10 protein-coding genes are annotated in these 14976 nt (G+C 73.9%); 7 read left to right on the forward strand and 3 right to left on the reverse strand.

Features of this window, described 5'->3' with window-relative positions; all coding sequences use genetic code 11:
• Window positions 1–132 precede the first annotated feature (132 nt).
• A complete protein-coding gene (gene hflX, locus IAG43_RS23905) occupies window positions 133–1623 on the forward strand; it encodes a GTPase HflX (protein ID WP_187742744.1) in 1491 nt (496 codons plus the stop codon).
• Between the two features lie 72 nt (window positions 1624–1695).
• Here the strand turns inward: hflX and IAG43_RS23910 are convergent, their stop codons facing one another.
• Both IAG43_RS23910 and IAG43_RS23915 read right to left on the reverse strand, forming a co-directional pair.
• Complete coding sequence (locus IAG43_RS23910) at window positions 1696–2871, reverse strand: trypsin-like serine peptidase (protein WP_187742745.1); 1176 nt, start codon at window positions 2869–2871, stop codon at window positions 1696–1698.
• A gap of 238 nt (window positions 2872–3109) precedes the next feature.
• Window positions 3110–4285 (reverse strand): trypsin-like serine peptidase, encoded by a 1176-nt coding sequence (locus tag IAG43_RS23915; protein ID WP_187742746.1) that lies wholly within the window; start codon window positions 4283–4285, stop codon window positions 3110–3112.
• A gap of 315 nt (window positions 4286–4600) precedes the next feature.
• On the opposite strand from IAG43_RS23915, the gene IAG43_RS23920 reads away from it, so the two are divergent.
• The 5 genes from IAG43_RS23920 to IAG43_RS23940 all read left to right on the forward strand — a co-directional run bounded on the left by IAG43_RS23920 (window position 4601) and on the right by IAG43_RS23940 (window position 12870).
• Window positions 4601–5965, forward strand: coding sequence for a diaminobutyrate--2-oxoglutarate transaminase family protein (locus IAG43_RS23920; RefSeq protein WP_187742747.1), 1365 nt, complete (start codon window positions 4601–4603; stop codon window positions 5963–5965).
• A gap of 80 nt (window positions 5966–6045) precedes the next feature.
• Window positions 6046–7920, forward strand: coding sequence for an IucA/IucC family protein (locus IAG43_RS23925; protein WP_187742748.1), 1875 nt, complete (start codon window positions 6046–6048; stop codon window positions 7918–7920).
• A 299-nt stretch (window positions 7921–8219) separates the two neighbouring features.
• The gene (locus IAG43_RS23930) at window positions 8220–8828 is read left to right on the forward strand and encodes a GNAT family N-acetyltransferase (protein ID WP_246574780.1); all 609 of its coding nucleotides are present in this window, start codon (window positions 8220–8222) and stop codon (window positions 8826–8828) included.
• Window positions 8829–9019: 191 nt separating this feature from the next.
• Window positions 9020–10846, forward strand: a complete 1827-nt coding sequence (locus tag IAG43_RS23935) for an IucA/IucC family protein (protein WP_246574781.1) — start codon at window positions 9020–9022, stop codon at window positions 10844–10846.
• 53 nt (window positions 10847–10899) lie between these two features.
• Window positions 10900–12870 carry an ATP-dependent DNA helicase gene (locus tag IAG43_RS23940; RefSeq protein WP_187742750.1) on the forward strand — a complete coding sequence of 657 codons (1971 nt, stop codon included), beginning with the start codon at window positions 10900–10902 and terminating at the stop codon, window positions 12868–12870.
• A 112-nt stretch (window positions 12871–12982) separates the two neighbouring features.
• Here IAG43_RS23940 and lexA read toward each other — a convergent pair whose 3' ends face one another.
• A complete protein-coding gene (lexA, locus tag IAG43_RS23945) occupies window positions 12983–13768 on the reverse strand; it encodes a transcriptional repressor LexA (RefSeq protein ID WP_187742751.1) in 786 nt (261 codons plus the stop codon).
• Between the two features lie 542 nt (window positions 13769–14310).
• Here lexA and nrdR point away from each other — a divergent pair.
• Window positions 14311–14823 (forward strand): transcriptional regulator NrdR, encoded by a 513-nt coding sequence (gene nrdR / locus IAG43_RS23950; protein WP_187742752.1) that lies wholly within the window; start codon window positions 14311–14313, stop codon window positions 14821–14823.
• Window positions 14824–14976 lie beyond the last annotated feature (153 nt).

Raw genomic sequence — 14976 nt, forward strand, 5'->3', positions numbered from 1 at the left:
GCCCACGGGGGCCGCCGGGGCGGACCCGGGGGAATCTTCCCGTCCCGCCGCACGTTGTGAGATACGAAACAAGGGGAAGACTGCCTGTGGGCCGTCGCCCCGCCGCCACACCCCATCGACGAATAGGATCCCATGACCTCCTCTTCATCCCCTTCCCAGGAACAGCAGAGCTTCGCGGACACGCGCACCGAGAGCCTTCGGGCCGATGCCCTGATGGAAGAGGACGTCGCCTGGAGCCACGAGATCGACACGGAGCGGGACGGCGAGCAGTTCGACCGCTCCGAGCGTGCGGCGCTGCGGCGTGTGGCGGGCCTCTCCACCGAGCTCGAGGACGTCACCGAGGTCGAGTACCGGCAGCTGCGCCTGGAGCGCGTGGTACTCGTCGGCGTCTGGACCTCGGGCACCGCGCAGGACGCGGAGAACAGCCTCGCGGAGCTCGCCGCTCTCGCCGAGACCGCCGGCGCGCTGGTGCTCGACGGCGTGATCCAGCGGCGCGACAAGCCCGACCCGGCCACCTACATCGGTTCCGGCAAGGCGCAGGAGCTGCGGGACATCGTGCTCGAGTCCGGCGCCGACACCGTCGTCTGCGACGGTGAGCTCAGCCCCGGCCAGCTCATCCACCTCGAGGACGTCGTCAAGGTCAAGGTGGTCGACCGGACCGCCCTGATCCTCGACATCTTCGCCCAGCACGCCAAGTCCCGTGAGGGCAAGGCGCAGGTCGCGCTCGCGCAGATGCAGTACATGCTGCCGCGACTGCGGGGCTGGGGTCAGTCGCTCTCCCGCCAGATGGGCGGCGGCGGCGGTGGCGGCATGGCCACCCGCGGTCCCGGTGAGACCAAGATCGAGACGGACCGGCGGCGGATCCGCGAGAAGATGGCGAAGATGCGCCGGGAGATCGCGGAGATGAAGACCGGCCGCGAGATCAAGCGCCAGGAACGCCGGCGCAACAAGGTGCCCTCGGTCGCCATCGCCGGATACACCAACGCGGGCAAGTCGTCCCTGCTCAACCGTCTCACCGGAGCCGGTGTCCTGGTGGAGAACGCCCTGTTCGCCACGCTGGACCCGACCGTGCGACGGGCCGAGACACCGGGCGGCCGCCTCTACACCCTCGCCGACACCGTCGGATTCGTCCGGCACCTGCCGCACCACCTGGTCGAGGCGTTCCGCTCCACGATGGAGGAGGTCGGCGACGCCGATCTGATCCTGCACGTGGTGGACGGCTCGCACCCGGCTCCGGAGGAGCAGCTGGCGGCCGTGCGCGAGGTCATCCGCGAGGTGGGCGCCGTCGACGTGCCCGAGATCGTGGTGATCAACAAGGCGGACGCGGCCGACCCGCTGGTGCTCCAGCGGCTGCTGCGGATCGAGCGCCGCGCGATCGCGGTCTCGGCCCGCACCGGCTCGGGCATCGGACGGCTCCTGGAGCTGATCGACACCGAGCTGCCGCGTCCCGAGGTGCAGGTCGAGGCACTCGTGCCGTACACCCAGGGCGGTCTCGTGTCGCGCGTCCACCTGGAGGGCGAGGTGATCTCCGAGGAGCACACCACGGAGGGCACCCTGCTCAAGGCGCTGGTCCACGAGGAACTGGCAGCCGCGCTGGCGTCCTTCGCGCCGGCGGCCCACTGACGGCGCCCCGGCGCCACCGCACACCGAAGGGCCGCCCCCCAGGGGGCGGCCCTTCGGGCGTTGCCGGCCGCCTCAGCGGCCGGCGAACTTCTCGCTCATCATGGTGAACACCTGCTCGGCGTCACCGTCCAGCCGGGGACCGGCCAGCCAGCCCGAAGTGACCGGCCCGATGGACGTGTTGGACACCAGCACGGTCTTCCCGCCGGGCTGCTGCACGAACCAGCCGCCGCCGGAGGACCCGCCGGTCATGGTGCAGCCGATGCGCCACATCGTCGGCGTGCCCGGCGCGACGGACAGCCGGCCCGCGCGGTCCAGGCATTTGTGCATGATCGCGCCGTCGTACGGCGGCGCCGCCGGGTAGCCCCAGGCGCCGATCGTGCCGATGCTCCGGGCCTCCGGTGCGGCGAAGTCGATGTCGAGCGCCGCGCCCACCGTCTCCTCCAGCGACTTGGTCCCGCGCTCGGGCTTCACGTGCATGACCGCGTAGTCGTAGGCCGCGCCGGTGCCGCCGGTGGGGCCGCCCTGGTCGATCCACCCGCCCGAGGTGGCGACCCAGTCCGCCCAGTAGACGCCGTACGGCGCCACTTCCTGCGGCTGCGCCGTCTCCAGCGCGGCCGGGGACTGCCCCTTGTCGTTGTAGGCCGGGACGAAGGCGATGTTGCGGTACCAGCCGCCGCTCTTGCCCGCGTGGACGCAGTGGCCGGCCGTCCACACCATGTTGGACCTGCCCGGGTTGGCCGGGTCCTTCACCACGGTCGCGGAGCAGACCATCGAGCCCTTGGGGGAGTCGAAGAACACCTTGCCGACCGGGGCGGCGTTCCGGTGGTACGGCTTCTTCTCCGGCACGGCCCGGACCGGGCGCGGTTCGGGATCGGTGACGTCCTGGTCCCCGGTGATGTCGCCGGCGGCGAGCGTGCGGGTCGGCGCGGACGCCGTCGTCATCCGCTCGGGCTTCCACAGCCCCTCGATCACCGGGTTGACGAAGTCCTGGGCCTCGCGGAGCCAGGTGTCGCGGTCCCAGTTCTTCCACTCGCCGTCGCGCCACTTGTCGACGTCGATGCCGCGTTCCTTGAGGCGGTCGGCCAGGTCGGCGGGGAAGGCACCGCCGCCGGCGCCGTCCTGCGTGGCGGAGGCCGAGGCGGACGGCTCGCCGCCGGCCGTGTCGTCACCGGGGCCGCAGGCCGTCGCCGTCACGGCGAGTGCCGACACCAGCGCGGCGGCGGCGAGCAGTGGTCGTATCGATCGCATGGAAAGGTATCCCCTGGAATGCTGTCGTGAGAAGGCCGCTTCGGGCCGCGGGCCGCGAACGGGACGGCGGCGCACCGCGGGAACCGGGCTCGGCGCCCGGCGGCTTGCCATGATCGTGTCATGCCGGAACGGGGCCGGGGGCCACGGCCGGCGTCACTGCACGGAGTCTTCACGTGCGGGAGGGCGCCCGGCACGGCCGGACGCCCTCGGGGCGGGACGCGGCGGGCGCGTCCCCGGCTCACCGGCCGGCGAACTTCTTGCTGACCGCCTCGTAGATGCCCTGGGCGTCCTTGCCGAGACGCGGACCCGCGAGCCAGCCGGCCGTCACCGGGCCGATCGAGGTGTTGGAGACGAGCGCGGGCTTGCCGTCGGCCCCCGCCGCCACCCAGCCGCCGCCGGACGAACCGCCCGTCATGGTGCAGCCGATGCGGTACATGGTGGGCTGCTCGGCCCCCAGCGACAGACGGCCGGGCCTGTCGGCGCACTGGAAGAGCTTCTGCCCGTCGTACGGCGGCGCGGCCGGGTAGCCCGTCGCCTTCATGGTCGCGATCTCGGGCACCGCGGGCGCGTTGAACTCGACCGGCAGCGCGGCGCCGACCGTCTCCTCCAGCGACTTGCCCGAGCCGCCCTTCTCCGGCGTGACGTGGATGACCGCGTAGTCGTGCGGGGCGCCCTGGCCGCCGGTCGCGGCGCCCTCGGAGATCCACTTCTCGGAGGTCTGCGCCCAGTCGCCCCACCACACGCCGTACGGAGCGATCTCCTCCTTGGGCGCCTTCTCCAGCGCGGAGGTCGGCTGGGCGGCGTCGTTGTACGAGGGGACGAAGGCGATGTTGCGGTACCAGCCGCCGCTCTTGCCCGCGTGGACGCAGTGGCCGGCCGTCCACACCATGTTGGACTTGCCCGGGTTGGCCGGGTCCTTCACCACGGTGGCGGAGCAGACCATCGAGCCCTGCGGGCCGTCGAAGAAGACCTTGCCCGCCTCGGCGGCGCTGGAGTGGTACGGCGCCTTCACCGGGACCGCGTCCACGGGCGCGGGCGTCGGGTCGGTGACGCCCTCGTCACCCGAGATGTCCGGGGCGACCGGCTCGGCCGGGGGCTTCTCGGCGTCCCGCATCCGGTCCGGGTCCCACAGGTCCTCGATGATCGGGTTGACGAAGTCCTGGGCCTCGCGGAGCCACTTGTCGCGGTCCCAGTTCTTCCACTCGCCGTCCCGCCACTTGTCCAGATCGATCCCGTGCTCCTTGAGCCGGTCCTTCAGATCGTCCGGAATCGTGAACGCGCCGTCCGAGGACTGCGAGGCCGGGGCGCTCGGCTTGTCGCCGGCGTTGTCCTCGGACGGACCGCACGCGGTGGCGGTGAGCGCGAGCACGGCGGCGAGGGACGCCGCCGCCAGCGTCGGGCGAATGGGTCGCATGTCGTGATCCCCCTGGGACTTCGGTGCTGCGGTACGTCTGAACCGTCGCAGCGTGTCGTACGTGTCGGTGGCGCGCTGCCGTCGCCGGCGTCACCCGGAGTCCGGGTGCGGCCCCCACTATGCCGGTGCCGATGGGGACGGTGTGCGGCAGGTCCGCGGTTCCGCCGCGACAAGGATCTTCCGCCGGAGCCGTGATCCGGCGCGCCCCGCGTCGTTGGTACCTGAGGGACAACGGCAGCCGGGCGCCCAGCGGTTGGCGCGAAGGGCCGTGACCCGGGGGAGACGTACCAGCGCACAGCGGGAGGACCGACAGCCTTGGCCGTGACCGAACCAGCCCCGACGGCACCGACCACCGCGCACGAGGGAATCCTGCACCGGCAGGCCCAGCGGGAGTCCGCGGCCCGCACCTACGCGCGCTCGCTGCCGATCGTGCCCGTGCGTGCCCGCGGCCTGACGATCGAGGGCGCCGACGGCCGCCGCTACCTCGACTGCCTCTCCGGCGCGGGCACCCTGGCCCTCGGCCACAACCACCCGGTCGTCCTGGAGGCGATCAAGAAGGTCCTCGCCTCGGGGGCGCCGCTGCACGTCCTCGATCTGGCGACGCCCGTCAAGGACGCCTTCACCACCGAGCTGTTCGCCACGCTGCCCCCGGGGTTCGCCGACGACGCCCGCATCCAGTTCTGCGGCCCGGCGGGCACCGACGCCGTCGAGGCGGCGCTCAAACTGGTGCGCACCGCGACCGGCCGGCAGGGCATGCTCGCCTTCACCGGGGCGTACCACGGGATGACCGCCGGAGCCCTCGCCGTCTCCGGCGGTGCCACCGACGTCCGGGTCACCCGGCTGCCCTACCCGTACGACTACCGCTGCCCGTTCGGGGCGGGCGGCGGGCGAGGGGCCGAGATCGCGGCACGGTGGACCGAGAGCCTTCTCGACGACCCCCGGGGCGGCGTCCCCGCCCCGGCGGGCATGATCCTGGAACCCGTCCAGGGCGAGGGCGGGGTGATCCCGGCCCCCGACGAGTGGCTGCGGCGGATGCGGACGCTCACCGCCGACCGCTCCATCCCCCTCATCGCCGACGAGGTGCAGACCGGGGTGGGCCGCACCGGCCGGTTCTGGGCCGTCGAGCACAGCGGGATCGTCCCCGACGTCATGATCATGTCCAAGGCGATCGGCGGGTCCCTGCCGCTCGCCGTGATCGTCTACCGCTCGGGTCTCGACGCCTGGCAGCCCGGTGCCCACGCCGGAACGTTCCGCGGCAACCAGCTGGCCATGGCGGCCGGCGCCGCCACCCTCGCCTTCGTCCGCGAGAACCGCCTCGCCGACCGTGCCGCGAGCCTCGGCGCCCGCATGCTCGCGAGCCTCCAGGGGCTCGCGGCCTCCCACACCTGCATCGGCGACGTCCGCGGCCGGGGACTGATGCTCGGCGTCGAACTGGTCGACCCCGCGTCCGTGACCGCCGACCGGCCGGTGCCGCTCCCGGACCCCCGGCTCGCCGTCGCCGTCCGCCGCGCCTGCCTGGAGCGCGGGCTCATCGTCGAACTGGGCGGCCGGGACGCCTCCGTCGTACGCCTGCTGCCGCCGCTGACCCTCACCGACGAGCAGGCCACCGCCGTCCTCGACCGCTTCGCCGACGCGCTGGCCGCCGCGGAACGCGCCGTACGGACGGCGCCCACCCGCTGAGCCGTCCCCGGACGCACCCGCGCCCGCCCCTCCCCGCCACCGCCTTCCGCCGCCCCCGGCCCCACGCCCCGAGGAAGCCCGTGAATCCCACTCCCGCCCCCGAAGTGCCCGAGGCCCACGGCCGTCCCGCCGCACCCCACGAGCAAGGCGCGCCGGGCGGTCCGCTCGCGTACGAGACGGCCACGGTGCCCCGGCAGCTGGGCGGCGGGCTCGACGACGCCCCCGGCCCGGCCGCCCCCGACCACCTCGACGACCCCGACCCCTGCACCGCGGCCGACGGTGCGGCCTGCGAGAACCTGCTGCGCTGCTGGGTACGGGAGAACGGCCTCACCGCACCCGACGGCGACATGCTGCGCGTCCCGCTCGACGCCAGCGGGACCGCGCTGCACGTCCCGGTCCGCTACTGGTCCGCCGCGGGCTGGCACCGCTTCGGGCCCCCGGTCCTCCAGGGCAGCCCGCACGGGTCCGGCACCGTCGACGCCGTCACCGTCGCCGCCCTGCTCGGCCGGGAGGCGGACCGGTCCGAGGGCGCCGACCTCGTCGGCCGCGTCGCCGACTCCGTGCGGCACACCGCCCGGTTCATCGCCGAGCGGCGGCGCAGCCCGGCGCCGCCCGAGCACGCCGACCTCTTCCTCGCCGCCGAGCAGTCGCTGCTCCTCGGCCACCCCCTGCACCCCGCGCCGAAGAGCCGGGAGGGGCTGTCCGAGTCCGAGGTGCGGCGCTACTCGCCGGAGCTGCACGGCGCCTTCCCGCTCCACTGGATGGCGGTCGACCGCTCGGTCCTCGCCGCCGACTCGGCCTGGACCGAACAGGGCCGCCCGCTCGCCGCGGAGCGGCTGACGTCCCGCCTCGCAGCGGACCTCGCCGTCCCCGCCGGGTGCGCCGCGCTCCCGCTCCACCCGTGGCAGGCCCGCGACCTGGTGCACCGCCCGGCCGTGGCCCGGCTGCTGGACGCCGGGCTGCTGCACGACCTGGGGGCGCACGGCGAGCCCTGGCACCCCACCTCGTCGGTCCGCACCGTGCACCGGCCCGGGGCACCGGTGATGCTCAAGCTGTCGCTCGCCGTGCGGATCACCAACTCCCGCCGGGAGAACCTCCGCAAGGAGCTGCACCGCGGAGTCGAGGTGCACCGGCTGCTGCGCACGGGACTCGGCGACCGGTGGCACGCCGCCCACCCCGGCTTCGACATCGTCCGCGACCCGGCCTGGCTCGGCGTCGACGCGCCGGACACGGGACCCGTCGCCGGCCTCGACGTGGTGCTGCGCCACAACCCGTTCGCCCACGGCGACGACGCGGTCTGCGTCGCCGCGCTCACCTCGCCGCGGCCCTGGCCGGGGCGGCCGGGCATGTACTCCCGGCTGGCCGACGTCGTGGACCGGCTCGCCGCCCGCAGCGGCAGGCCCCGCACGGCGGTCTCCGCCGAGTGGTTCCTGCGCTACCTGGACAAGGTCGTGCTGCCGGTGCTCTGGCTCGACGCCACGGCGGGCATCGCGCTGGAGGCGCACCAGCAGAACACGCTCGTCCTGCTCGACCCGGAGGGCTGGCCGGCGGGCGGGCGCTACCGCGACAACCAGGGCTACTACTTCAGGGAGTCCCACCGCGAGGCACTCGAACGCAGCCTGCCGGGCATCGGGACCCGGAGCGACACCTTCGTCGCCGACGCCGTCACCGACGAGCGCTTCGCGTACTACCTCGGGATCAACAACGTGCTCGGGCTGATCGGCGCCTTCGGGTCCCAGCACCTCGCCGACGAGCGGGTCCTCCTCGCGGCCCTGCGCCGCTTCCTCGCGGCACACGCCGGCCTGGGCTCGCCCCTGCCCGCCCAGCTCCTCGACGCCGACGTGCTCCGCTCCAAGGCGAACCTGCTGACCCGTCTGCGCGGGCTCGACGAACTCGTCGGCCCCGTCGACACCCAGTCCGTGTACGTCGGCCTCGCCAACCCTCTCCGCGCCTGAGCCACCCGCCCGGCGCAGGCCGCCCGGCACCGGCCGCCGGGGCGTGTGTGCGCCGCGGCGGTCCGGGCGCCCGGCACCCGCAGCGGCAGAGCGGCGGGGGCGGGACCCGTCACCGCCCCCGCCGCCTTCGACGAGAGGAGAGACCGCCCGTGCCCTTACCCGCAACGCGCGGGGCCGACGGCGCCGCCGAGCGCCGCGACGGCGCCCCGCCGGGCGGCGTCCCCGCGCCCCAGCGCCGTCCGGGGTCCGCCCACCCGGCCCCGCCGGGCGGTGCTCCCGCGCGCCCCGGCCCGGGGCCCGTGCCCGCGGGGCCGCCGGCCGGTGTGCCAGACCGTTCCGGCCCGGGGCCCGTGCCCGCGGGCCCCTGGGGGCCGGTGCCCACGCCGGCGGGAGACCTCCGGCTGGTCCCCGTCGTCCCCGAGCGGGACATCGACCTGCTGGCCGGCTGGATGAACGACCCGGCCGTGGCCGCCTTCTGGGAGCTCGCCGGCCCCGCGTCCGTCACCCTCGCGCATCTGCGCGCCCAGCTCGCCGCCGGTCACAGCACGCCGTGCCTGGGCGTCCTCGGCTCCACCGCGATGAGCTACTTCGAGATCTACCGGGCCGACCTCGATCCACTGGCCCGGCACTATCCCGCGCGGGGGCACGACACCGGGGTGCACGTCCTGATCGGCGGGTCCGGCGACCGCGGACGCGGCGTCGGGTCCGTGCTCCTGCGGGCCGTGGCCGATCTCGTGCTGGACACCCGGCCCCGCTGCACACGGGTCCTCGCCGAGCCCGACGTGCGCAACACGCCCTCCGTGTCCGCGTTCCTGACCGCCGGATTCCGTTTCTCCGCCGAAGTCGCCCTGCCCGGGAAGCGCGCGGCGCTCATGATCCGCGAGCGCGCCCTGCGGGAGGTGCTGTGACCGAGCCACCGCGTTCCATACATCCGCCGACCCGCATCGGACCCACCCGAGGAGTCCCCGTGCCGAACACCCCCGACCGTCACGACGACACCGGCGCCGCTCCCGGCTCCCCGCCGCCCGCCCGTCACGCCACCCCGCCCGGCCTGACTGCCCGGAACTGGGACCGGGCCGGGAGCCGCCTGCTGGCCAAGATGATCGGCGAGTTCGCGTACGAGGAGATCCTCAGCCCGCTGCCCGGCGCCCCGGCCGACGGACACCCGGCGGCGGACGACACCCCCGCGGCGGCCCACGCGGCCGCATCAGCCCACGCACCCGCGGCGGGCCGCGTCCCCGATCCGGCCGCGGCCCCGTACGAGGCCGGGACCCCGGCGGCCACGTCGCCGTACGCCCTCCGCCTCGGTGACGACGGCCTCCTCACCTTCCGGGCCCGCCGCGGCGCCTACGGCAGCTGGCGCGTCGAGGCGGACTCCCTCGCCCTCGACGGACGGCCCTTCACCGACCCGCTCGGCTTCCTCGCGCGGGCCAGGGGGACACTCGGCATCGACGGCGCCACCCTCGGTCATCTGATCCGTGAGCTCTCCGTGACGCTCACCGCCGACACCGCACTCGACCACACCGCCCTCACCGCCGCCGAGCTGGCCGGACTCGGCTACGCCGAACTGGAGGGCCACCAGACCGGACACCCGTGGATCGTCCTCAACAAGGGCCGCATCGGTTTCTCCGCGTCCGACACCGCCCGCTGGGCCCCCGAGTCCCGCCTTCCCGCCGCACTGCCGTGGATCGCGGTCAGCACCCGCCTCGCCGCCTACCGGGGCGTCCCCGCCCTCGCCCTGCCCGCGGACCTCTACGCCCGCGAACTCGACGACGGGACCCGCGCGCGCTTCGACGCGGTGCTCGCCGGGCAGGGCCTCGACCCCGCCGCGTACCTCCTGCTGCCCGTCCACCCCTGGCAGTGGGACGAGGTGCTGCTCCCGCTCTACGCGCCTGCCGTGGCCCGGCGCGAGATCGTGCCGCTGCCCACCGACGGCGATCTGCGCCTGCCCCAGCAGTCCGTCCGCACCTTCGTCAACACCGACCGGCCCGAGCGCCACACCGTCAAGCTGCCGCTCTCCGTCCTCAACACCCTGGTCTGGCGGGGGCTGCCGACCGAGCGCACCCTCGCGGCCCCCGCCGTCACCGCATGGGTCCAGGGCCTGCGCGACGCGGACCCCTTCCTGCGCGACGAGTGCCGGGTGATCCTGCTCGGCGAGGTCGCCTCGGTGACGGTCGAGCACCCGCTCTACGACCGTCTCGACGACGTGCCGTACCAGTACAAGGAACTGCTGGGAGCCATCTGGCGCGAGCCCCTGCCGCCCCGCCTCGACCCCGGCGAGCGGGCCCGCACCCTCGCGTCCCTGCTGCACACCGACCCCCGGGGCCGCGCCTTCGCGGCCGAGCTCGTGGAGCGCTCCGGCCTGGCGCCCGCCGTCTGGCTCCAGCACCTCTTCGCCGCCCTGCTGCCGCCGCTGCTGCGCTTCCTCTACCGCTACGGCACGGTCTTCTCCCCGCACGGCGAGAACGCGATCGTGGTCTACGACGAGCACGACGTGCCCGTGCGACTGGCGATCAAGGACTTCGTCGACGACGTGAACGTCAGCGCCCAGCCGCTGCCCGAGCACGACACCATGCCCGCCGAGGTGCGGGAGGTGCTGCTGACCGAGGAACCGGCCTTCCTGACCCAGTTCATCCACTCCGGGCTCTTCGTCGGCGTCTTCCGCTACCTCGCCCCGCTCGCCGAGGACCAGCTCGGCGTCCCCGAGGAGCGCTTCTTCGCCATGGTCAGGGAGGAGATCCTCCGCCACCACGCGCTCTTCCCCGAACTGAAGGAGCGCTACGAGCTGTTCGACCTGCTCACGGACCGCATCGACCGCCTCTGTCTCAACCGCAACCGCCTCCATCTCGACGGCTACCGCGACAGCCCGCGGCGGCCGCACGCCGCGGTGCACGGCACCGTGGCCAATCCGCTGGCGGCACCGTGAGGCGGGCGGGAAGTGATCGTGCTGTCGGTGGCGACCCGTAGGCTGGGCGCGCTATGACGAAGCCATCCCTCCCCGAGCTCCTGCACGCCGCCGTCACCGCCGTCGGCGGTGTGGAACGGCCCGGACAGGTCAGCATGGCCGAGGCCGTCGCCGAGGTCATCGACGACGGCTCCCACCTCCTCGTGCAGGCCGGTACCGGTACCGGCAAGTCGCTCGGCTACCTCGTCCCCGCGCTGGCTCACGGCGAGCGTGTCGTCGTCGCCACGGCCACGCTCGCGCTCCAGCGCCAGCTGGTCGAGCGCGACCTGCCGCGCACGGTCGACTCCCTGCACCCGCTGCTGCGCCGGCGGCCGGAGTTCGCCATGCTCAAGGGCCGGTCGAACTACCTCTGCCTGCACCGGCTCCACGAGGGCGCACCGCAGGACGAGGAGGAGGGACTCTTCGACCAGTTCGAGGCCGCCGCACCGACGAGCAGGCTCGGCCAGGACCTGCTGCGGATGCGGGACTGGGCCGACGAGACCGAGACGGGCGACCGGGACGACCTGACCCCGGGCGTCTCGGACCGTGCCTGGAGCCAGGTCTCGGTCTCCTCCCGGGAGTGCCTCGGCGCCTCCAAGTGCGCGTACGGCGCCGAGTGCTTCGCCGAGGCGGCGCGCGAGCGGGCCAAGCTGGCGGACGTCGTGGTCACCAACCACGCCCTGCTGGCGATCGACGCGATCGAGGGGGCTCCGGTCCTGCCGCAGCACGAGGTGCTGATCGTGGACGAGGCCCACGAGCTGGTGTCCCGGGTGACGGGCGTCGCCACGGGCGAGCTCACGCCGGGCCAGGTGAACCGGGCGGTCCGCAGGGCCGCGAAGCTGGTCAACGAGAAGGCGGCGGACGCCCTCCAGACCGCCTCCGAGACGTTCGAGCGGGTCATGGAGCTGGCCCTCCCGGGCCGTCTGGAGACCGTTCCCGAGGACCTCGGCTACGCGCTGACGGCGCTGCGCGACGCGGCCCGGACGGTGATCAGCGCCATGGGGTCGACGCGCGACAAGTCCGTGCAGGACGAGGACGCGGTGCGCCGGCAGGCGCTGGCGTCGGTGGAGAGCATCCACGCGGTGGCCGAGCGGATCACCCACGGTTCCGAGTACGACGTGGTCTGGTACGAGCGCCACGACCGGTTCGGCGCCTCGCTGAGGGTGGCGCCCCTGTCGGTGTCCGGGCTGCTGAGGGAGAAGCTCTTCGCCGAGCGGTCGGTGGTGCTCACCTCCGCGACCCTGAAGCTCGGCGGCGACTTCAACGGCGTCGGCGCCTCGCTCGGGCTGGCGCCCGAGGGCATCGGGGGAGAGGACGTGCCCCAGTGGAAGGGCCTGGACGTCGGCTCCCCGTTCGACTATCCGAAGCAGGGCATCCTCTACGTCGCGCGCCATCTGGCGACGCCGGGCCGTGAGGGCTCGCGCGGCGACATGATGGACGAGCTGGCCGAGCTGGTGGAGGCCGCCGGCGGCCGCACCCTCGGGCTGTTCTCGTCCATGCGGGCCGCCCAGGCGGCGGCGGAGGAGCTGCGGGGGCGGCTGGACAAGCCCATCCTGCTCCAGGGCGAGGAGACGCTCGGCGAGCTGATCAAGACCTTCGCCGGGGATCCGGAGACCTGTCTGTTCGGCACGCTCTCGTTGTGGCAGGGGGTCGACGTGCCAGGGCCCGGCTGCCAGCTGGTGGTCATGGACCGCATTCCCTTCCCGAGGCCCGACGACCCGCTGATGAGCGCGCGGCAGAAGGCGGTGGAGGAGGCCGGCGGCAACGGCTTCATGGCGGTCGCGGCGACGCACGCGGCGCTGCTGATGGCGCAGGGCGCGGGGCGGCTGGTGCGGGCCACGGGGGACCGGGGCGTCGTCGCCGTCCTCGATCCGCGGTTGGCCAATGCGCGCTACGGAAGTTATCTGCGCGCCTCGCTGCCGGACTTCTGGTACACCACGGACCGCAATCAGGTGCGTCGGTCGCTGGCGGCGATCGACGCAGCGGCGAAGGCGGACGGCGCGTAGCCGGAGCGGCTGGGGAGGCTGGTCCCTCCGTGCCACGCAGGGAGCCGGGGCACAGCAGGACCCCGGGACCGGCGCAGTGGGTCCCGGGGTCCGGTCGGGGCCGGTGGGTGGGTCAGACCCGCCGGAGCACGGCCACCACCTTGCCGAGGATCGTGGCCTCGTCGCCGGGGATGGGCTGGTAGGCGGCGTTGTGCGGGAGCAGCCAGACGTGGCCGTTCTCCCGCTTGAAGCGCTTCACGGTGGCTTCGCCGTCCAGCATGGCGGCGACGATGTCGCCGTTCTCCGCGACGGGCTGGCGGCGGACGGTGACCCAGTCGCCGTCGCAGATCGCGGCCTCGATCATCGAGTCGCCGACGACCTTGAGGACGAAGAGCTCGCCGTCGCCCACGAGCTGCCGGGGGAGGGGGAAGACGTCCTCGACGGACTCCTCCGCGAGGATCGGGCCACCGGCCGCGATGCGGCCGACGAGCGGCACGTAGGAGGCCGCGGGCTTGCCGGTGGTGTCCGTCGGCTGGGTGCTCGGCTGGTCGGAGCCCCGGACCTCGTAGGCGCGGGGGCGGTGCGGGTCCCTGCGGAGGAAGCCCTTGCGCTCCAGGGCCATCAGCTGGTGGGCGACGGAGGAGGTGCTGGACAGGCCGACCGCCTGGCCGATCTCGCGCATCGACGGCGGGTATCCCCTGCGCTGCACGGAGTCGCGGATCACCTCGATGACGCGCCGCTGCCGGTCCGTGAGGCCGGAGCTGTCGGCCCGGATCCCTGGAGGTCGACCGGGCAGCGAGCGGGTGGGCTGGGGGCCCTCCGGGGGCGTGGCTGCGTCATTCATGGCATGCACCGGCTCGTATCGGTTCTGGGAGCGGTCCTGGGCAGTGATGGCGGCACTGTCAGCGGTGGTGGTCACGTCGGCCCCTCTCGAATGGTCTCCCTAGCCGGACAACGGTAGTGGGTTTCGAAAGGTTGCGCCAAACACACGTTCGAGTGAAAAAATTCGGATTCCTTGAAGTGGCCGCTCATCAGGGTGTATGTGCGAACGGCCCAGCGGGATCACCGGAGGCGCGTGCCGACTACGGTAGCCTTCGCCGCCGTGGGCGGTGGCGGCGGCCGCGCCGTTCTCCACCCGCCCGGTGCGGCCCGGTGTGCGGCTCCCGGCGCGCCGCGAGGGCGCCTCGCCCGGCGCTCCGCGGGCCGCCGTGCGCGCTGCGTGGAGCGGTGCCGCACACGGCGTGTCCGGCGTGTGCCCCGAAGTGCGCGACGCGACACGCGATGAGGGCAGTTGGTGCGCCAAACCCCAGATCTAGTGGTTGGATTGTGGCAACCGCCCAGAAGTTGTGGTCCCCCGGTCTTCGGTGCCGTGGGCATCGCCTATGCTTGGGGCTGCTTCGGGGGGCTCGGCAGGCCTGTTGAGGCCATCTCGTCATGCTGTGAGGAAGGGGTTGGGAGCCGATGCACTGTCCCTTCTGCAGGCACCCCGACAGCCGAGTCGTCGACAGCCGTACGACCGACGACGGCACGTCCATCCGACGCCGCCGGCAGTGTCCGGACTGCTCCCGCCGTTTCACGACGGTGGAGACCGCGTCGCTCATGGTCGTCAAGCGCAGCGGCGTGACCGAGCCCTTCAGCCGCACCAAGGTCATCTCCGGCGTCCGCAAGGCGTGCCAGGGACGGCCGGTCACCGAGGACGCCCTCGCCCAGCTCGGCCAGCGGGTCGAGGAGGCGGTGCGCGCCACCGGCAGCGCCGAGCTGACCACCCACGACGTGGGTCTGGCCATACTCGGCCCCCTGCAGGAACTCGACCTCGTCGCGTACCTGCGGTTCGCGTCCGTCTACCGGGCGTTCGACTCACTCGAGGACTTCGAGGCCGCCATCGCGGAGCTCCGCGGCGGACGGCCCGCTGTGGAGGAGCGCGGGAGCGCCGGGGCCGCGGAGGTCCCCGTCCCCGCCACCGCCGCCGACTGAACCACGGCGGCCGGCCGGGTCGGAGGCTGTCGGAACAGTCTCCCCGGCGGGCCGGGCGGCACATGACCTGTCCGGGGCACCGCTCTGCGGTGTCCGGGGCAACAGACACAGACCGTGCCACGGGAAGATCTGGGCACATCAGGGCGTTTTTGC

This window comes from Streptomyces genisteinicus, from assembly GCF_014489615.1.
Lineage (GTDB): Bacteria > Actinomycetota > Actinomycetes > Streptomycetales > Streptomycetaceae > Streptomyces > Streptomyces genisteinicus.

Excerpts from the sequence above, each read along its gene's own strand:
- hflX (WP_187742744.1), top strand. The coding sequence starts at position 133 with ATGACCTCCTCTTCATCCCCTTCCCAGGAACAGCAGAGCTTCGCGGAC.
- nrdR (WP_187742752.1), top strand. The coding sequence starts at position 14,311 with ATGCACTGTCCCTTCTGCAGGCACCCCGACAGCCGAGTCGTCGACAGC.
- IAG43_RS23915 (WP_187742746.1), bottom strand. The coding sequence starts at position 4,285 with ATGCGACCCATTCGCCCGACGCTGGCGGCGGCGTCCCTCGCCGCCGTG.
- IAG43_RS23940 (WP_187742750.1), top strand. The coding sequence starts at position 10,900 with ATGACGAAGCCATCCCTCCCCGAGCTCCTGCACGCCGCCGTCACCGCC.
- IAG43_RS23910 (WP_187742745.1), bottom strand. The coding sequence starts at position 2,871 with ATGCGATCGATACGACCACTGCTCGCCGCCGCCGCGCTGGTGTCGGCA.
- IAG43_RS23935 (WP_246574781.1), top strand. The coding sequence starts at position 9,020 with ATGATCGGCGAGTTCGCGTACGAGGAGATCCTCAGCCCGCTGCCCGGC.